This is a genomic window from Akkermansia sp. 54_46, assembly GCF_001917295.1.
In the GTDB taxonomy this organism is placed as follows: Bacteria; Verrucomicrobiota; Verrucomicrobiia; order Verrucomicrobiales; family Akkermansiaceae; genus Akkermansia; species Akkermansia muciniphila.
Genome location: NZ_MNUD01000001.1, coordinates 154,651 through 173,335 on the forward strand (window position 1 = coordinate 154,651; position 18,685 = coordinate 173,335).

At 51.9% G+C, this 18,685-nt stretch carries 20 protein-coding genes, 1 tRNA gene and 1 CRISPR repeat array; of the genes, 10 read left to right on the top strand and 11 right to left on the bottom strand.

Features of this window, described 5'->3' with window-relative positions:
- Window positions 1–131 precede the first annotated feature (131 nt).
- Entirely contained in the window at window positions 132–1,250 is a 1,119-nt protein-coding gene (gene lpxB, locus BHW66_RS00600) for a lipid-A-disaccharide synthase (protein ID WP_232051424.1), read from the bottom strand.
- A 110-nt stretch (window positions 1,251–1,360) separates the two neighbouring features.
- On the opposite strand from lpxB, the gene BHW66_RS00605 reads away from it, so the two are divergent.
- Window positions 1,361–2,035: a DedA family protein gene (locus tag BHW66_RS00605; RefSeq protein ID WP_031931484.1), complete on the top strand. Its 675-nt coding sequence runs from the start codon at window positions 1,361–1,363 to the stop codon at window positions 2,033–2,035.
- 14 nt (window positions 2,036–2,049) lie between these two features.
- On the top strand, window positions 2,050–2,565 hold the full coding sequence (locus tag BHW66_RS00610; RefSeq protein WP_022197352.1) for a C-GCAxxG-C-C family protein: 516 nt from the start codon (window positions 2,050–2,052) through the stop codon (window positions 2,563–2,565).
- Window positions 2,566–2,582: 17 nt separating this feature from the next.
- Here BHW66_RS00610 and BHW66_RS00615 read toward each other — a convergent pair whose 3' ends face one another.
- Together BHW66_RS00615 and BHW66_RS00620 are read right to left on the bottom strand one after the other, a co-directional pair.
- Window positions 2,583–2,927 (bottom strand): ferritin family protein, encoded by a 345-nt coding sequence (locus BHW66_RS00615; RefSeq protein WP_012421079.1) that lies wholly within the window; start codon window positions 2,925–2,927, stop codon window positions 2,583–2,585.
- Window positions 2,928–3,107: 180 nt separating this feature from the next.
- A complete protein-coding gene (locus BHW66_RS00620) occupies window positions 3,108–3,611 on the bottom strand; it encodes a thioredoxin family protein (RefSeq protein ID WP_012421081.1) in 504 nt (167 codons plus the stop codon).
- A gap of 173 nt (window positions 3,612–3,784) precedes the next feature.
- On the opposite strand from BHW66_RS00620, the gene BHW66_RS00625 reads away from it, so the two are divergent.
- Window positions 3,785–3,859 (top strand) — tRNA-Val (locus tag BHW66_RS00625).
- 420 nt (window positions 3,860–4,279) lie between these two features.
- Here the strand turns inward: BHW66_RS00625 and BHW66_RS00630 are convergent.
- The 4 genes from BHW66_RS00630 to BHW66_RS00645 are packed head-to-tail and all read right to left on the bottom strand — an operon-like array spanning window position 4,280 to window position 7,281.
- Window positions 4,280–5,161, bottom strand: coding sequence for a hypothetical protein (locus tag BHW66_RS00630; protein ID WP_046435020.1), 882 nt, complete (start codon window positions 5,159–5,161; stop codon window positions 4,280–4,282).
- Window positions 5,154–5,435, bottom strand: coding sequence for a hypothetical protein (locus tag BHW66_RS00635; RefSeq protein ID WP_022197355.1), 282 nt, complete (start codon window positions 5,433–5,435; stop codon window positions 5,154–5,156). The genes BHW66_RS00630 and BHW66_RS00635 overlap by 8 nt, the downstream gene beginning before the upstream one ends.
- On the bottom strand, window positions 5,432–7,066 hold the full coding sequence (locus BHW66_RS00640) for a portal protein (protein WP_046435018.1): 1,635 nt from the start codon (window positions 7,064–7,066) through the stop codon (window positions 5,432–5,434). The genes BHW66_RS00635 and BHW66_RS00640 overlap by 4 nt, the downstream gene beginning before the upstream one ends.
- A gap of 8 nt (window positions 7,067–7,074) precedes the next feature.
- Complete coding sequence (locus BHW66_RS00645) at window positions 7,075–7,281, bottom strand: hypothetical protein (RefSeq protein ID WP_128153555.1); 207 nt, start codon at window positions 7,279–7,281, stop codon at window positions 7,075–7,077.
- Between the two features lie 324 nt (window positions 7,282–7,605).
- Between BHW66_RS00645 and BHW66_RS00650 the strand changes: the two genes are divergently transcribed.
- Genes BHW66_RS00650 through BHW66_RS00660 form a run of 3 tightly spaced genes read left to right on the top strand, consistent with a single transcriptional unit; the run spans window position 7,606 to window position 8,824 of the window.
- Window positions 7,606–8,226, top strand: coding sequence for a hypothetical protein (locus BHW66_RS00650; RefSeq protein WP_031931491.1), 621 nt, complete (start codon window positions 7,606–7,608; stop codon window positions 8,224–8,226).
- A 50-nt stretch (window positions 8,227–8,276) separates the two neighbouring features.
- The gene (locus BHW66_RS00655) at window positions 8,277–8,570 is read left to right on the top strand and encodes a BlaI/MecI/CopY family transcriptional regulator (RefSeq protein ID WP_031931492.1); all 294 of its coding nucleotides are present in this window, start codon (window positions 8,277–8,279) and stop codon (window positions 8,568–8,570) included.
- The gene (locus BHW66_RS00660) at window positions 8,567–8,824 is read left to right on the top strand and encodes a hypothetical protein (RefSeq protein WP_046435014.1); all 258 of its coding nucleotides are present in this window, start codon (window positions 8,567–8,569) and stop codon (window positions 8,822–8,824) included. The genes BHW66_RS00655 and BHW66_RS00660 overlap by 4 nt, the downstream gene beginning before the upstream one ends.
- A 339-nt stretch (window positions 8,825–9,163) precedes the next feature.
- On the opposite strand, the gene BHW66_RS00665 is transcribed toward BHW66_RS00660, so the two are convergent.
- From BHW66_RS00665 to cas4, 4 genes are all read right to left on the bottom strand, one after another.
- Window positions 9,164–9,310 (bottom strand): hypothetical protein, encoded by a 147-nt coding sequence (locus BHW66_RS00665; protein ID WP_286688817.1) that lies wholly within the window; start codon window positions 9,308–9,310, stop codon window positions 9,164–9,166.
- A 746-nt stretch (window positions 9,311–10,056) separates the two neighbouring features.
- Window positions 10,057–10,347: a CRISPR-associated endonuclease Cas2 gene (gene cas2, locus BHW66_RS00670; protein WP_102739671.1), complete on the bottom strand. Its 291-nt coding sequence runs from the start codon at window positions 10,345–10,347 to the stop codon at window positions 10,057–10,059.
- 14 nt (window positions 10,348–10,361) lie between these two features.
- A complete protein-coding gene (gene cas1c / locus BHW66_RS00675) occupies window positions 10,362–11,381 on the bottom strand; it encodes a type I-C CRISPR-associated endonuclease Cas1c (RefSeq protein ID WP_102739672.1) in 1,020 nt (339 codons plus the stop codon).
- The gene (gene cas4 / locus BHW66_RS00680) at window positions 11,378–12,046 is read right to left on the bottom strand and encodes a CRISPR-associated protein Cas4 (RefSeq protein ID WP_094136090.1); all 669 of its coding nucleotides are present in this window, start codon (window positions 12,044–12,046) and stop codon (window positions 11,378–11,380) included. The genes cas1c and cas4 overlap by 4 nt, the downstream gene beginning before the upstream one ends.
- Before the next feature lie 96 nt (window positions 12,047–12,142).
- On the opposite strand from cas4, the gene BHW66_RS00685 reads away from it, so the two are divergent.
- From BHW66_RS00685 to cas7c, 4 genes are read left to right on the top strand one after another with little or no spacing between them, the layout of a single operon-like run.
- The gene (locus BHW66_RS00685) at window positions 12,143–14,614 is read left to right on the top strand and encodes a CRISPR-associated helicase/endonuclease Cas3 (protein WP_102739673.1); all 2,472 of its coding nucleotides are present in this window, start codon (window positions 12,143–12,145) and stop codon (window positions 14,612–14,614) included.
- A 22-nt stretch (window positions 14,615–14,636) separates the two neighbouring features.
- Window positions 14,637–15,332 carry a type I-C CRISPR-associated protein Cas5c gene (gene cas5c / locus BHW66_RS00690; protein WP_102739674.1) on the top strand — a complete coding sequence of 232 codons (696 nt, stop codon included), beginning with the start codon at window positions 14,637–14,639 and terminating at the stop codon, window positions 15,330–15,332.
- 16 nt (window positions 15,333–15,348) lie between these two features.
- The gene (gene cas8c, locus BHW66_RS00695) at window positions 15,349–17,340 is read left to right on the top strand and encodes a type I-C CRISPR-associated protein Cas8c/Csd1 (RefSeq protein ID WP_102739675.1); all 1,992 of its coding nucleotides are present in this window, start codon (window positions 15,349–15,351) and stop codon (window positions 17,338–17,340) included.
- A 42-nt stretch (window positions 17,341–17,382) separates the two neighbouring features.
- Entirely contained in the window at window positions 17,383–18,207 is an 825-nt protein-coding gene (cas7c, locus tag BHW66_RS00700; RefSeq protein WP_102739676.1) for a type I-C CRISPR-associated protein Cas7/Csd2, read from the top strand.
- Between the two features lie 119 nt (window positions 18,208–18,326).
- A CRISPR array of direct repeats spans window positions 18,327–18,683; the repeat unit is 31 nt; unit sequence GTTTCAATCCACGCACTCGTGAGAGTGCGAC.
- Window positions 18,684–18,685: the final 2 nt, after the last annotated feature.

Here is an 18,685-nt window from a genome sequence, read left to right on the forward strand (position 1 = left end):
ACTGGGCGGTCAAAAGCGAGCCAGATGACCTGCTTCCGGAATTTGAAGGGCTATTCTCTTCCCCCTTTCCCATTTTCCTGCATCAAGAACCGGAAAAACGCTTCCCCGGCTCCAATTCTTAAAAGATACTGTTATTCCTTTAACAGGCGGCAGACGGCCTGGGCCGCATGTTCCGCCGCCCCTCCCTGCCCCAACTTGTCGGAGGCCTGTTTCATTTCCTTCAGCAGGGCATCCCTGTTTTCCGGAACAAGCAGACGTTCTATTTCACCAATCACCTTGTCCGGCGTAAAATCAAACTGAATCAGCTCCTTCACCACAGGTTTCTGCGCCAGGATATTCACCATGCCGATGAAGCGTATCTTGATGAGCATGCGGGCCATCCAGTACGTCAGCAGGGGAACCTTGTACACCAGCGTGTACGGCAGGCGGTGCAAGGCGGCCTCCATGGTGGCGGTGCCGGAAGCCACTACCCCCACGGCGGCGCGGTCCATCAGCTCATGATATCCCCCCACCGTAATGTGGAACAGCTCCGGCGGCATGCCGGCCTTCCGCGCCATGCCGCGCATTCTTTCCGCCAGAGCCTCCGTGGAAGCGGCGGTTTCAAAGGACAGTTCCGGCCGTTCCCGGGAAAGACGGCTCACTACCTCTATAAATACCGGGAAATGCCTGTCAATTTCACGGTTCCGGCTGCCGGGAAACAGACCGACCAGTGACGGCTCCCGGACGCCCTCCTTACGGATGGATGCAATTTCATCCACCAGGGGATGCCCCACAAACTCCGTTCTCAGGCCGGCTTCCTGGAACAAGGGAGCCTCAAAAGGGAAGATGCACATCATCAAATCCAGCATGCGCACCATCTTGGGAATGCGCCCGCGATGCCATGCCCACACCTGCGGGGAGATAAAATAAACGATTTTGGTGTGGGGACAACACTTGCGGACCCTCTCCGCCAGCCGCAGATTGAACCCCGGATAATCAATCAAAACAAGGCAATCCGGCTGGTCCTGCCGTATCCTCTCCAGAATGGAGAGAAAACGCCTTCTGAACCATCCGTATTTTTTGAGCACCTCCACCACGCCGATAACGGCGGCTTCATCCGCCCAGTCTTCCACGCCGGGACATAACGCGTGCATGCCTTGGCCGCCCAGCCCTGCGACCTCCATGCCGGGCATCAGGCGCAGCAGATTCTTCAACAGCAGGGCGCCATGAATGTCCCCGCTCTTTTCGCCTGCTATGATATAAAGCTTCATCACTATCTGCATCGGCGCACGCCGGACGCCTCTCTACCTTACCAGCCCCGTTCCCGGGACGCAATAAAAGACTTTCCTTTCAAGGATTTTAATGCAAGATACGCGCCGTTATGCATGAGTTGATCTCACTTTGGATGTCCTGGGTGCAGGACTGGGGATATGCGGGTGTCATCGTCCTGATGGCCATGGAAAGCTCCATCTTTCCCGTTCCCAGCGAAGTGGTCATCCCGCCCGCGGCCATCCTGTCCGCCCAGGAAGGAGCATCCATGAGCTTCTGGGGAGTGGTGGCTGCCGGAACGTTCGGCTCCTGGCTGGGTTCTGCCATTACCTACGCCGTGGCCCGAATCGTGGGCCGCCCGGTCATCATGCGCTGGGGCAAATTCTTTTTCATGCCGCCCCACAAGGTGGAAAAGGCGGAAATCTTCCTTCAGCGGTACGAAGTTTCCGGTGTCTTCTTCGCCCGCCTTCTGCCCGTCATCCGCCACCTCATTTCCATTCCCGCCGGCATTGTCCGCATGGGATTCGGCATTTTCTCCCTGGTCACCGTGCTCGGCTCGTTTGCCTGGTGCACGGTACTCGCCTGGTACGGGCACCGCATCGGGGAACGGCATCCGGAATTGCTCAAATCTCCGGAGGAGCTGATCCGCACCGTCAAGAGCGAAAGTCTCCCCCTTATTCTGGCCGTGCTGGTTCTGGCCGTCTGTTACATACTCATGCTTCGTCTGACGGACCGCAACAAGCCGGAAAAAGCCGCAGCGGACACGTCCGCAGAAAAAGAGCAGTAACCCCCCTTTTTCCCATGATCCCTTCCAAGGAAGACCGGGCAGCCCGGGCGCTGGATTATTTCCACCAGGGATATAATTGTTCCCAATCCGTTTTTGCTGCTTTTGCAGATGTCTGCGGCCTGACGGAAGAAACGGCCCTGAAACTGTCCTCTCCCCTGGGGGCAGGCATTGGACGCATGCGGGAGGTATGCGGCGCTTTTTGCGGAATGAGCATGCTGGCGGGAAGCCTGTACGGAAACAGTTCCCCGGAAACCGGGGAAAAGGAAAAAATCTTTTCCCTAGTCCAATCCCTGGCCGCCTCCTTCAAACAGGAATTCGGCACTCTTTACTGCCGGGAACTACTGGGGCTGTCTCCGGAGAGCTTGGCAGCGGAAACGGCGCGCCCCGGAGAAAGGACTGCCGCCTATTACGCCTCCCGCCCCTGTGAACGCTGCATTGCCTTCTGCGCCCGCTGCGCGGCCGAGCTGGAAGCAAAAGCCCGGCATCATGAAAATACCCGGCCCCCTTTGCAGGGGAACCGGGCGCTTTAACCATACGCAAGGCGCCGTCAATGAGAGGCGGAACTGCTGCATGCGCCGTCCGGGCAGGACGCCTTCAGCTTGTCTATCTTTTCATTCGTTTCCCCCATCCCCTCGTCATAAAAGCCCTGCTCGTCCGGGGCCAGCACCTGGAGGAGGCGGAGAAATTCGCCCGCGTGTTCCTTTTCCTCATTGGAAATATCCAGCAGAACTTCCTGGGCCAGCTTATGGTCTATGGATTCTGCAAGCTGGGTATAAAGCTGGATAGCTTCATATTCCGCTGCAATCATGAACCGGATGGCTCTCACCAATTCGCCATGGGTGAGTTTCCGGTTTTCCTTTAATCCGCTAAATGCATTTGTAAATTCAGGCATGCAGATGGGACCTGATACGTAACCCATTCATTCAATATGCTTTGTCATAAATTTTATACGATGGTGGCCTTAAAGCAGTCCAGCGAACAAATTTCCAGCCTCTCTTGCCGGAACAAAAAAAGAGCGCCGGATTCTCGTCCGCCGCTCCTGTTAATCAAGCTCCTCTCCGGAACACCTGCCTTACTTGCCTTCCGCAGTCTTGGGTGCGTATTTCTTGAAAAATTCAACGTACTGGGCGGGAGTACGGCCGGGAACATAACCCGTGCGGCCCAGCTCCTTGCCATCCGCATCCACCACCACCATGGCCGGCACGCCGGTAATGTTATACGTCTTGGCTTCCTTGGACTTGCTGAAATCCGAACTGCCGAACTCAAATTTGACGCCAATGGCCACGCCGTCCATGCCTTGTTTGAAGTCCTTTTTGGAAAGGATTTCTTTCTCCAGCTTAACACAAAAGCCGCACCAGGACGTTCCCGTGAAAAGAAGAACAATGGGAAGGCCGGTTTCCTCCGCCTGCTTTTGAGCGCTTTTCAGGCTCTTGCCCCAGCGGAATTTCACTTTCGCCGCCTTGGCAGCCTTGGCTGCGGCTTCCTTGTCCGTGGGAACGCTTTGAGCCATGGAAATGCCGGAAACGCTGAACCCCAGCACAGTACACAATGCAAAAATAAAATGTCTGTTCATCATACTCTGTGAAATGTTCCTCTCAGACTAGCAGAAATACTTTGTATAGGAAGAGAAATCGGTGTCTTTTTCCTAGAAGGAACGCTTCCGTCCCCTGTCCCCAAAATGAGGCGTTCTCAAAAAAAGTATTGCTCTTTCCTCCTTAATCGGGTAATAATCCGCCCGCACTTACAAACGCGCGGTTAGCTCAGTGGTAGAGCAACACCTTGACATGGTGGAGGTCGTAGGTTCAAATCCTATACCGCGTACCATTTTTCTTAAAACCCCGTTCCTTTCCGGACGGGGTTTTTCATTGCCTCCCTCCAGTTAATAGACATAGCATCTTCTTTTCCCCGTAACAGGCTCAATTGAAAAATGCCGGCATAAAGAGACGGTTAATGCAAAAGTTTGCGTTGATAAGAAAAATACGGGATAATCCTATCTTTACTCACTTACAGTGAAAGATATAATGAGTATTTAACCTCATTGGTCTCCCATACAGGGAAAAATGTTTTTCCAACTTTTTTTGAACACAAGCCCCTTCCCGGGACGCTAATGGTAGGAGGGCAGCTTAAGGCCCCAGCCCTTACCCCCTCCTTCCCTGATGAAACAATGACTATTAAAAGCCCGGCGGAAAGCATTCCGCCGGGCTTGCTTTTTATGAGACTCCACCGGTTAAAACGTCCGGGAAATTAACGGGTAGTCAAACGATCATATAACTCATTGGCATATTTATGATTGGGATGGTTCACATTCATATACGCCTCATAAAGAGGATGGGATGGATCCGATTCCATCCGCATGGCTTCCTCCGCGGGGGAAGGCACCGCATTTCCTGTATGATGGAGAGGAGCTTCATCAAGCAGGCGTGATGCCTGGTACAACAGGCGGATTGCATCCGGATTGGAACCGAGTCCCGGATTATCCAGTAAAGCGTCCGCATCCACCCCTGTTTCAGAGGCAAGCCGCCGAAGAACGGCAGCAGCCCTGCCCATGTTGCGTTCATAATTGGAACCCCATTCCTGCTGAAGGGACTGTTCCGCCTGCATTTCCATCTCCATCCGGGCATCTTCCATGTGCTCGCGGGCCTCATCATATGCCTGGGCCATCGTCTCCTGAAGAGCGTTCATTGCCTCCGGCGGCACTCCGTAACGATAGGCCGTGCGGGCCATGCGTTCTGCCAGGTCAGCATTCCATTCGCTTTCCGGCGTGGATTCTGGACGTTCCAGGCGATATTCTTCCTCCGACTCCGGCAATCCGGCCAGCCGGCGGAACCGCGCCATCTGTTCTTCATTCTCCACGCCGGGATAACGTCGCAGGCGTTCCAGCTCCGCGTAACTCTTCGCCAGAGCCTCCGGCGTCTTAAACTTGGAAAGAGATTTCTCCATCCCTTTCAACTCATCAAACCGGGCGTACCAGTCCGGAGCAAAACCACCGTCCTCACCCAGAAGGGGAGGAAAAGGTTCAGTTTGAACTTCGGTTTCGGACAGTGCGTCCGTCTCCGGGGAAACGAAACCGGAACCCTCCGCATCCCTGAAAGGAGCGGCCATGCTGTTATCAATGGAATCAATCATTTTTCTCTTCTTCTGTGGTTTCTTTAATGGCTAATTGAAGCTGGCGGCGGATGTACAGAAAGATCTCCCTGTAGGCATCCCTCCTCATGGCGTCCAGAGGGTCGTAATTCCCCGGACTTCCTTGAAAAACGGGCAAATCAGTCTGGAAACGGGTTTCCAGAAAGGTAAGCGCCTCACGCCCGTCCGGGGTGTCAAACACCCGGAGAAGCTGGCGCCTTTTGAGACGGGCCTCCCGGACGGAGGCCTCCTGCTGCAATGTCGTATCCTGGTTCATTTTTGAATCGCGGTTAACTGGTCAAGCAAAGGATTGAGGGAAGCATAAGGATCCTCTTCCGCCGGAGCCAGGGAGGCTCCCTGCTGGAGGTCCGCCCGTTCCTTCCGCATGGCACGGACATCGGCCCAGGGCCTCAGCATGCTCTCCGGGGCGCCGTCCACACGGGCGGACAGGCGGAAACAGTGGTCCCAGTCCACATGATCCGCCAAATCCGGGGCAGCCTGCATCATCATATTCAGCCGCTGAAGGCTGCGGTCCATCCCTTCACTCTGCAAGCGCCTGAGCACCAGGGCAATCTTTGACTGATAGACAACCCTGGGTTCTCCCACGGCAACGGAGCCGTCCCTCCCTACCCTCAATACCGCACGGGGTGGCCTGGGAAACTTGCCCATCCGGAACAGCAGGGAAAAAATGCGTGTCATTGTGGAATACAGATCACTCACAAACAGCGTGAAGGAAGGAGAAAACATCAAGACGCGCTCATTCTCCCGCGCCATGACCTCCGTGGCAGTCATATTGCCGCGGTGCCCGCTCCAAAGCTCCAGCATGGGCAGATAATAGGCACGGCGTATCGCATCCTGCTTCTGTGTCAGACGGTCCATCCCAACATCATACCTGCCCTGCGTAGCCCATTCCCGGGGAAGGTGAAGGGAAGCGGCCTCCGGGGTAATGACGGTCCTGCCGCCGGCCCGCAAATCCACTTCCCCAATCTGGTTGGCGAGCTCCAGAATACGGGGAAAGGCGGCCACCTCGCCAAGAGTATCCAGAATACGGTTCAGGAACTGCACCTGCTGGATGGCGGGAAACACCAGCCTGCCGGGAGCCAGACCGTACGGGCCGCTGCCCCACTTCAAAAAGCGGGTCACCAGATAAGGGAACTCCATGTATCCCCCTTCCTCCACAATCACCTGGTCGTCCAGAGACAGGTAAACGCTTTCAAACGGCATGTGGGAGGCCTGCTCCCTGCGGCGGCTGCGCCGGGTGCGCGGGCGCACAACATGCAGAAACCTCAGAGTTGTGGCATACGGATTGCCTCCGCGCTCCAGAACTTCCCGAGCCTTGGGCCCCAGAGCTTTCACCCCGAACATGGAGCGTGCCTGATGAGCCGTGTAGGTAAACTCCCTGACGTAGGTATCCACCCGGCCTTCCGCATTCTCCGCACAGGCGAACTGTCCGCACGGAATATTGGTAAACAACAGCCTTCCGTCCGAGGATATGCCCGTAAACAGACTTCCGGTCCCCAAAGCCACCCGGTCCAGAAAACACTCATGAATCTCCGTATAAAAATTGGAAACGGACAATTCTTTCAGGGCAATTTCCGAACACTGGTTATACCAGGCCTCCGCCTCGTCGCCTCCCCGGTCATCCGGAGCCGACCACTTGAACCATACGTCATGGCTGGGCGTAATATAGGACATATGGCCGCTGGCCAGCTTCTGGCATGCCTCCACAGCCGTAGTATCCGTCATGCGGTCCATGGCGTCCCTGTTGGGTAGGGAAACATCCCCTTCCCGATTCAGGCGGCGAGGCAGCACGTAATCCCTCAGACGGTCCCACCACGTTTCCCATGGCGCGCGCTGGGCGGCCAGGGACTTGTACACGGAATTCAATTCCGCAGTTCTTTCTTCCATGGCAGCGCCTATCCCAGAGTTTTCCTAAGCAGAGTCCGCGGATTGACCTCCCCCTGCCCGGCGGAAGAATGACGGCGCGCCAGAATGGTGGAAATCATTCCCTGCCTCTGCCGTTCCCGGGCCTGATAATCTTCCCCTACTTCTTGTTCCACGCTCTCCGCCTTGACCGGGATGGTCTGCTCCGGAGCAGAAGCGGAAGGTGTGGACGGTTTCATAAATCCCATAATTTCTTTTGCTTTCTATTCATGGTTGATACTGATTCCCCTTCCCTTCTGCCGGATATAAGGCTCCAGAGGATGCCGGACGCCCGCCTCACAGACAATCCATGCGGCGGGAGCGTTCTTTTCCCATGGAAGGAAAGGGAGCTCTCTCCACCTGCCCGGACAATCCGGGCAAGTGCTTGCATTTATCAAATAAACAAATCGGCAAAAAATGCACCTGAGGAAAAACCGGACGCATACATGCCATTGGTGGCATCAAAGAGGTCGCCTCCAAACGTGATGCATTCCGCATCCGTTTCCTCCAAAACATAGGGCGCTATGATCAATGAATCCTTACTTCAGCCGGATACGCCATCCGCGCTGGACATATGCAACGCGGCCCTCTCCAAAATAGGGGAGGCACCTCTGGACGCGCTGATTGCCAATGAATCCACGGCATCCCGCCTTTGCGTTCTTCATTACCATCCGGCCCGCAGGGAAACCCTTTGCATGGCGCGCTGGACCTTCGCCGCCACGCAAACCACTCTGGACTCCGTTTCCGCACAGGCGCCCAATTCCCTGACCCCCTATCAATTCACGCTGCCCGCAGACTGCCTGCGCGTGCTGGATGTGGAATGCTCGGAATGGAAAATGCAGGGACGCCGCATTCATGCTTCCTGCGCCCCGCTTCCCCTAAGCTACATTGCCGATATTGAAAACGCCGACCAATTCGATCCCCTCTTCATGGACGCACTGGCCACCCGGCTGGCAGAAAAACTGGCCATGCCCCTGACGGGCAACCAAAGCCTGCGCCAGAATCTTAACCAGGAATTCCATAAAATCATTCTTCCGCAGGCGGCTACCGTCAATGCGGTGCAGTGCTTTTCCAATGATTCCCACCCGCTGCTGGATTTGCTGAGAAAAATCAAATCGCCCTCTTGCCCGGAAGAATGTGAATAACATGAGAATAATAAGCAAATAACATAATAATAAATTGTGAATACATACTCATGAAAGCACTGGATTTCATACAGATATTTGCCTCCAACGTCCGCAGGCTGGACTTTCGCCTCAGCAGTGCCCAGGTCATCCTGGCCGTCATTGCCGGGTACAGGCGCCACAGCACCATTACGGAAGCCACACGCCTGCACCCTAATACCGTCACCAATATCCTGCAGGATCTCATTGCGCAGGGATATGTCAACCGTATTGGAGACGGTCGCCCTTATGTTTACCGGCCCACTGCGGATGGAGAACAGCTTGCCGGAAACCTGCTGGACAAAAATACATTCCCCGGCACATGAAAAATCCCCTGCTCAGTACGGAAGAAAAACGCCGCTGGTTGGCCCGCGTTTTCCGGGACGAGGACGGGGAATACTCTCAGGCGGACAAATTCAAGGCGCTGGTGGAAGACACCAAACTGGCAGCCCTGCAGCAGGAAGAGGAGGAATTCAAACGCCAGCGGGAAATGGGCGCTGCACCACAGGACCCCATCCTGGCTCTGCTCCAGTCCCTCCCCCCGGCAGAACTCAATCTCAATAATCACCCCTCTTCCTGACAACTTAACAAGATGATGGAACAAAAAAGCTCTCTAGACCAAACAAGCTCGGAGAGCTTTTTCTTTTTCAATCCACGCACTCCTTGCGGAGTGCGACAAACGGGAGGGGAAATAACATGGACGCGTTGCTGGTTTCAATCCACGCACTCCTTGCGGAGTACGACCGGGTTGCCGGATGACTAATTGCACTCTTGAATTCGTTTCAATCCACGCACTCCTTGCGGAGTGCGACCCCAGTGCACGCTTTCACGCTGTCAACCGCGCTGTTTCAATCCACGCACTCCTTGCGGAGTGCGACTGAATATTGAATCTTCCAGTGAAGAAGAAGAAGAAGAAGTTTCAATCCACGCACTCCTTGCGGAGTGCGACCACCAACCAGGATGGGGAAACGACGACGGAACTTGTTTCAATCCACGCACTCCTTGCGGAGTGCGACAATCCCTGGGACTGGGTGCGGTCGATCATGGCCTGTTTCAATCCACGCACTCCTTGCGGAGTGCGACGCAAGTTACCTACGTTGGCGGCAACTGGGACCAGGTTTCAATCCACGCACTCCTTGCGGAGTGCGACCAAGACTGGCACGTACCACCGCCACAGATAAGCGGTTTCAATCCACGCACTCCTTGCGGAGTGCGACGCCCTGTTCGATTCCCTGCTTGACAAGCTGGATGTCGTTTCAATCCACGCACTCCTTGCGGAGTGCGACGCTGCGGGAATAAGCTGGTGGTGGATGCTTATAAGTTTCAATCCACGCACTCCTTGCGGAGTGCGACGTGAACCACGGAATTCCACCGCTTATACGGAGACGTTTCAATCCACGCACTCCTTGCGGAGTGCGACGTGGCGTTCAGGTCTTCCGTATTGCCTTTGTCCGGTTTCAATCCACGCACTCCTTGCGGAGTGCGACGGAGGATGGTTAAGGAGGGGTGCGCTGTGGTGGAGTTTCAATCCACGCACTCCGTAAAACGGCTAACGCCTGAACAGTGGTGAACGTGGGGTGCGCTGTGGTGGAGTTTCAATCCACGCACTCCTGCGCCCAACCTTATACATTGCTACTCAACAAAGCAAATCATACTTTGCGCCAACCTCCCTAAAAAGACCGTCATTGCACGGTTGCTCTTTCTGAGTATTTATCTGTCAATCTTCTATTCCCAATGCATTACACCAATCGCCGACCTACCGGGGAATTCGTGTGAGCTTGAGGTTGGCGCACAGGCCATGTTCAACAGTCTTTAAATAATCAAGGAACCAGAGATGTCATAGCTTTTCTCCTTACCCAATTGTTCTATTTTATGATGCCAATTGGACCCCATATGATAAATTCTGAGGCTGTCACTCTCGCTATCAATAATCTTAAGCAGCTTGTTCCTGATGTCAACCAATTGAGCAGGAGGCAATTCACATTCAAATACGGAATTCTGCACTCTCTGTCCGACATTTTCACAGGCTCGGGCCACTTGCCGCAACCGCCGCTGTCCGGCCTTGTCATCCGTAGCTACATCATACGTAATGAGAATATACATGACAACAGCTCGTTTTACTTGCCGATGAACGGAGGGTAGCAATCCAGATCCCCACGCAAATGGCGTGCCAACAAAAGGGCCTGAATATGAATCAGCAATCCCAGGGTGGTTTTTTCCTGAAGAAAAGGATGCACCAGAACGGTCTTTTTCCGTTCCTGCCAGGCATTTAATACTTTTTTACGGGAATCTTCCTTCAAAAAAACGGCTCCGGATTCTTCCTTGTCAAAATCATCTGAGGATATCTGCTTGCGGTTAATCAGGGTAAGGGCCAGGCGATCGGCAAGAGGAGCCCGGAATTCCTCCATCAGATCCAAAGCCATTCCGGGACGCCCCGGGCGGTCACGGTGCAGAAAGCCTGCGGCGGCATCAATGCCGGAACTTTCAAGGGCGGACCTGGAGTCATGGCACAACAAACTGTATAGAAAAGATAAAAGAGCATTAAAACAATCTTTGGGAGGACGTCTATTGCGGCTTTCAAACACCAGCTCCGGATCTTCCGTCCTCTGGCAATGGGACAAGCAGGAAAAATAGGTTTCCGCTGCGGAACCTTCAATGCCCCGCAACATGTCTCCGGAATTGCATCCACGTGCCATGCGGCAAAAAGCCGCCAGACGATCGATCGCCTCCGACAAATCTTTCCCGTATGTTCTTTGCGCCCTTAAAAGCAGACTGCGGCAATTCGCAATTTTGGCTCCTATCATTTCCCGGGCAACGCCAACCCATCTTGCCTCATCATCAGCCCAGCGGTATTGCTCCCGGCGCAACAGGATATTTCCCTTCATGAAGCCCTGTACGCCAGCCAGAAATTTACCGTAAGGATTGCAGAAGGAAAGCGTGATGCCGCGTTCCGCACAGGCTCCCATCAAATAAGGGGAAACTCCTATGTCCCATCCCAGCGTCACAATACCCTCCAAGTTATGGAGGGGAACCCTCAGCAGACACGTTCCTTCCGCATTGACTTTTACAGTATCGCCATCCTTGGACAGCCAGCATCCTTCCAGCGTCACAAACAATGTATTTAAATGCTTCTTCATAAATCATCGGCTTCACTTGTTTCCAAGCTGTCTTCAAACACACTATCCACCCGGGCTTTCATGGTCTGCCTGTGCTCCCGGCAAACGTTAGGAAGACAGTCATTGACCAGGGAACAGGATTTGCAGGCTTTGGAATACATGGGCGGCGGCGTCACTTCCCCGGTTAAAACCTCCCTGGCATTCCTGATAGCCTCGGCTGTCAGAATACGCAGCTCTTCATCAAATACCACCTCCATCCTTTTCTGGGTCTTTCCATAAAACAGAAAACCGGAGGGAATCTCCAACCCAAACATTTCTTCCAGGCACAAGGCCTGGGCGCACACCTGCACTTCATCCGCACGGTGCGGTTTGGGCTTGCCAACCTTGTACTCCACGGGCGTCATGGATACGGGAATGCCGCCTTTCTCAGCATAAACAACCTCCACGACATCCGCAATGCCGTGAATTCCCCATTGGAGGGAAGAAATATGAAGAGAACGCAGGATCCTCTTTCGCCCGCGGTTTTCCGTCATGCCGGAATCCGCCCGTTCATGAAATACATTCCCCTCCGCCGTAAATTGATTATCAGCCCACGCGCATTCCAGATGAATCAGTGCGCATTGCCTGGGACAATACAAGTAATGCTGTAATGCCGCCAGGGGCACTGAAAAAAAGGAAGAAGACATCTTGGAAATTCTGTTCAGGGTGAAACACTAAATAAAATACTAAATTAATCAATTCATATATTGCAAATGATCATATGGAACCTATGATAGTTTCACATGTATCAGGCTCGCCCCCATCAGTCTCTTTCCACTCACGAACAAGAATGTGCCCGTACGATGTCCACCCTGCTTGCTCCCTTAGGGCTATCGCAATTTGGAGCCTTGATCGGCGGCATGCACGACTTCGGCAAAATGAGTGCAGACTTTCAGCAATACATGGATGCTCTCTCTCAACATATCAGTCCTCCAATTCCAAAAGGCGGCATAGACCATTCCACTGCTGGAGCCCAGTTTGTCTGGAATTATTTCCCCATCCCGGAGGACTCTGAAGAATTTTTTATCTTCCGGCAAATCATTGCTTTATGTATTGCCTCCCATCACAACTCTGCTCTCATTGACTGCTTCCGTGGCACGATGCCCGGAGATGACGTATTCTCCAAGCGCATGGAAAAATCCGGCGAGAAAACCCATCTTGATGAAATCCTGTCCAAATTGACGTTTCAGGAGAAAGAGCATTACTACTCTCTCCTGAAAAAAACGGAACTGGCCACGGAATTCAAGAATGTTTACACCCTCCTTACAACACTGTTTGGCCACTGTCCAAAAAAACAAGCATTCCATGCCGGACTAATCGCACGGTTCTGCTTGAGCAGCCTTATCGAAGCGGATTACACTAGTGCTTCTGGAAAAGGAAGCTACGAAAGCATTCCGGAACCGGATTGGGAAGGAATGTTAAAAAACTTGAATAAACATCTCGAACAATTCAAGGCTGATACTCCCATCAATCAAAGCCGGGCAGCCATGTCGCAGGAGTGCCTTCAAGCTGCGCCAGGACGAGTTGGCAAGTGGAACCTTACACTTCCCACCGGTGCAGGCAAAACCCTCTCAAGCCTTAGATTTGCCCTGGAACATGCACGGCGGCACCATTTGTCACGCATCATTTACATCATTCCCTATACCTCCATTCTTGACCAAACGGCCAATGCCATCCGGAAAGTACTTGGAAATGAATATAAAGACTGCATCCTGGAGCATCATTCCAATCTGGTGAAGGAAACCCTTAACAAGGAGGGAGAAATGGAACCATGGTCACCGGAAAGAAAAACCTGGTACATGGAAGCCACTCAAACATGGAACGTTCCCATTGTACTCACTACATCCGTCCAATACTTGAATGCCTTATATGCATCCGGCAAACAGTATGTGCGGCGCATGCACTCCCTGGCAAATGCCGTTGTTATTTTTGACGAAGTGCAAGCTATTCCCCCAACCTCACTACGGCTTTTTGAACATTCGCTGGATTTTCTCGCCGGCATCTGCCACAGCAGCACCATCCGCTGTACGGCTACTCCTCCGGAAACTGCCACGGAAGACGGAACGCATGCTCATCTCATCGAAACACCTATTATTCCGGACAGCCAAGCTTACTTCGATCAATTTAGCCAATTCCGTCAATGCGAGGTTGTCTGTGAACGGAAACCCTCCAATTACTGGACTGTAGAAAAAATGAGGGACTTCATCATGGAGCAAGCTTCTTCCAAAGGCCCCACCCTCGTCATCGTAAACACCAAAAAACTGGCCTCCAAACTGGCCTGCGCCTGCCGGGACCTGAATACAGAGGCGGACGTTTTCCACCTCAGCACCAATATGTGCCCTGCCCACAGGAAAGAAATCATCACGAACCGTATTGACAAAAAATCTCTGGAAAAGGCCAGAAGGAAGGGAAAAGCCGTTGTGTGCATCAGTACCGGCCTCATTGAGGCCGGAGTGGACGTAGACTTTGACGTAATCATACGGAGCGTGGCCGGCCTGGATTCCTGCACTCAGGCGGCAGGCCGATGCAACAGGGACGCCAACCGTTCCGGGGGAAGAGTTATCCTGATTAATCCCGCAGGCAATCTGGAAAGACTGGATTTTCTACCGGAACTTGAAATCGGAAGGGAAATTGCTATGGGAATGATTTGTGATCCTGAAGAAGGAGGAATTCTGGGAAATAAATCCGTTTCGCTCTATTTTAAGGAATTCTACGGCAAGCTCACCCGCTCTCATAATCATGATCATCTATCCTACCCGTTTATATGCTCCGACGTCGCCACCAACATGGAGGATGCGCTATCTCAAAATTCCAAACTGATGACACATTCCCGTCAGCAGTCCAAATATGCTCCCCTCCGTCTTTTCCAGGCCTTTGACTCGGCAGCACGCCACTATCATCCAATCAAGGATGATACAATAGCTGTTATCACCCCTTATGGAAGAGGGGAAGAATGCAGGGAAAAACTCTGGAACATGAATCCTCATACGGATGAAGAATGGGAACAATGGAATGAATGGATCCAAAAAGCCAGAGCCTATTCCGTCGCGATTTCCAGCCAACTTCTTGAAAAATACTTGAATTCTGGAGACATCATGCGTATACAGGAAGGAGTGGATATTTATACAACAGTACCTAATAAATATGATCCATTTCTGGGCTTTCTCACAGACCCCGGAGAGACTTCCGGTGCGCTGACCGTTTCCCGGATTTAAAAATTTCAACAGCTTCATATTCATGCTTAATCAAATCGAATTTAAGGTCTACGGGAAATATGCGCTTTTCTCCGACCCCCTCACCCGGATAGGCGGAGAAAAATGTTCTTATCAAATCCCCACTTATGAAGCCCTGAAAGGAATTGTAAAGGCGGTCTACTGGAAACCCACCCTGATCTGGTTAATTGACGAGGTGAGAATAATGCGCCCTATCCGCCTGGTTCCCAAAAATATGAAACTGATCAAATATCATGAAGCTGGGGCGGATTTATCCGTATATACCTACCTTCAAGATGTGGAATATCAAGTCAAGGCTCATTTTGAATGGAACATGTACCGTCCGGATATGTCCAAGGACCGGATCGACGGCAAGCATTATGAAATTGCCCGTCGCATGATTGACCGCGGAGGACGTAGGGACATCGCGTTGGGAACCAGGGAATGCCAGGGATACGTGGAACCATGCCGGTTTGGAGAAGGAAAGGGATTCTATGACCAATATGGAAACACGTCTTTCGGACTCATGTTCCATGGTTTCAATTATCCGGATGAAACGGGAAAAGAGGAGCTTTCCATACGTTTTTGGCGTCCGGTCATGGAAAATGGAATGATCCGCTTCGTGCGCCCTGAAGCATGCGAAATTGTCAAGCATGTACGCCCCATGGCGGCATGTCCGCCAAGATCCAGCGGACTGAATGATCTGAGCCTGAGAGAATGAAAGGAAAAAGAAAAAGATGAACTGGATGTACGCCTTATACGCCACCTATGAACAAAACCGTGATTATGTGGGTCGTATTGACAAAGAACCGGCCCACGGCAACAGGAAAGAACGCCTCATTACCCCTCTTCTGCCGCTGTACCACAGCATGCAGAATGCTCACATCACCATCACACTGAACAAACAGGGAGAGCTAATTAATGCATCCATCAACAATCAGAACAGTCAACCCACCATCATCCCCGTTACGGAAGCCTCAGGAGGCCGCACCAGCGGAGCCTGTGCCCACCCTCTGTGTGACAAGCTCCAATACGTGGCAGGTGATAACGCTGACTATTTCCCTCCGGAAGAATCCCCGGCCAAACGGACAAAGCAACTCAAAACCCTTCAGGAATCCTACGAACAATATGAACAGCAATTATCGGAATGGGCGGCATTTGATCCCGGTAATGTTAAACTGAACGCCGTTCTGGCCTATATTCGTAAAAAATCCCTGATCACGGACTTGATCAACGGGGGAATCCTATATGCGGAAGATTCCACCAACACTCTGCTTCCTGTATGGAAAGGGGACAAACGGGAAATGCCCGACATCTTTGAAATCCTGGGAGCATCCACCCAGGAAAATGCGTTCATAAGATGGAAGGTCAACAGCAGGGATGGAAGCCCTCCGGAAGTGTATGAAGACCCCGCCATGTACGAATCCTGGCGGATTTATACGGAATCCAAGGCCAACAAAGAAGGGATGTGCTATGTCTTGGGAAAAACAGCGCCTCTGGCAACCACTCACCCGGCACGCATCAGAAACGCCGGCGACAAAGCCAAACTCATTTCTTCCAATGACAGTTCCGGCTATACCTACCGCGGCAGATTCATTGAAGCGGATGAAGCGTGCGGAGTAAGTACGGAAGTCACCCAAAAAGCCCACAGCGCGCTTCGCTGGCTTATCTCTCGCCAAGGCTGGTATGATGGAGATCTTGTCGTTCTCGCCTGGTCTCCCGGTCTGTTGAAAGTTCCGTCTCCCTGTGGCAATGTGCAGGAATGGGAACACTACACGCCCGACCAGCCAACACCGAATGACCAAGTTACCCAATTGATTAAGCAATTTAAAAAAGAACTCTCCGGAGGAGGAAAAGAGCTGCTGCGGACATCATTGAATGAAAACGATATTAAAAACCGTGTTCTTGTTCTCAGCTTGAATTCTGCGTCGCCGGGGCGCATGTCCCTCTCGAGCTTTCAGGAATTCACCGTCTCCGAATACCTTAACAACCTGCTTTCCTGGCATTCCAAAGCCAGATGGAAACAACGCCTTCCTAAAGACAAAGAAGGAAATGACCGATCTTATATTGGCGCGCCGTCTATCTCCATGATTGTCAAAGCAGCGTATGGAATAAAGGTAGACGATAAACTACGCAAACACGCCCTCTCCAGACTACTACCCTGTATTCTTCACAATCTTCCCATTCCTCCGGACCTGGAAAAACAATGTGTTCTCCAGACATCCAAACGACATGCCATGGAATGGTGGGAATGGGAAATGACCTTGGGAGTATCCTGTTCCGTTTATCTTTATAATCATCCACAAACAAATACTTCGTCCTCAGATACCATGAGCCTTGATCCAAAAATCACAGATCGCAGTTACCTCTTCGGCCGTCTTTTAGCCGTTGCAGAAGCCATCGAAACATCAGCATTAAATATCACGAAAACCTCCCGCCCCACCAATGCGGAAAAACTTATGCAGCGGTTCCAGCAAAGACCGTCAGAAACATGGCCCATGCTGGAAAAAAGCATTCAGCCCTATCGCAACATTTTGAAGAAAAATGAAAACACCGTTTCTTTCTTGAAAAGCTATGATGCTTACATAGACAATATCATGGAAACATTCCTCATGGGACAGTTCATGGATAACGGACCATTAACCGGCGCCTACCTCCTCGGTTACCACTGCCAGAGAGCCTTCATTTACAAAACTAAAGAAGAAAAAAATGCTGAACTGGCAAAATAAATCTTAGAATAAAACATTAATTCAACACTATAAAACCACATCATGAGCCTTAATCATAAAATCGACTTTGCCGTCATCTTTACCGTTACGAACGCTAACCCCAACGGAGACCCTCTCGATGGCAACCGGCCCAGAACCACCTTGGAAGGACTCGGAGAAATCTCCGATGTCTGTCTTAAAAGAAAAATCCGCAATAAACTGATGGACATGGGACAAAACATCTTTGTCCAGTCAGACGACAGACGTATAGACGACTATAAAACATTGAAAGAACGTGCTACTCCCATCCTGAAACAAAAAGGTACGTCTGCTGAACTGGCACAAAAAGCCTGTCAGGAATGGTACGATGTGAGAGCTTTTGGACAGGTCTTTGCCTTAAAAGACAAAGATGCGGCAAAAGGCACCGGCGTCTCCATAGGAATCAGAGGCCCAGTCACCATTCAACCAGCCTTTAGCAAAGATACAGTGAATATCACTAGTACACAAATTACGAAAAGTGTCAGCAATGACGGAGACGGCAGCAAAAAATCTTCCGACACCATGGGCATGAAGCACCGGGTGGACAAGGGCACCTATGTCTTCTTTGGAGCAATCAATCCACAGCTGGCAGAACTCACAGGCTTCTCGGATGAAGATGCCTCCATTTTCAAACAAGTTCTTCCTCAGATGTTTGAAGGAGACGCCTCCTCTGCACGACCGGAAGGCAGCATGTCTATTCAAAAAGTCATTTGGTGGGAACATAACTGTAAAAGTGGTCAATATTCTTCTGCGAAAGTCCACCACTCCATTGAAGTCTCCGAGGACGGAAATATTGTAAAGAAATATGATCTACCGGGATTAACCCCGGAAATGATTGAAGGCTTCTGAGCTGTTTCTTTTCACGAATGTCAAAACACCCTTCACTAAAAATGAAGGGTGTTTTTAATGAGCGTTATAGCCAACAGCTCCTTCTTATTCCAGGGATATTAGGTCGTTCAGTCTACGACATCTAAATCCACGCACTCGTGAGAGTGCGACAATCGCGCCTCAGAGATTCCCCACGCTTTTCAGGGTTTCAATCCACGCACTCGTGAGAGTGCGACGCCGCCTCTCTTCCTCATGCCGTGCGGAAAGTTGGTTTCAATCCACGCACTCGTGAGAGTGCGACTGCCAACCAGCCTTTCTCCATCGCGGCGTTCCTCGTTTCAATCCACGCACTCGTGAGAGTGCGACCAAAAAATTAGTAAAAGGTACACGTAACCGAAAGGTTTCAATCCACGCACTCGTGAGAGTGCGACTTCTCCATTGTGGCTTCAAGATTGATAGCCTGCATGTTTCAATCCACGCACTCGTGAGAGTGCGACTC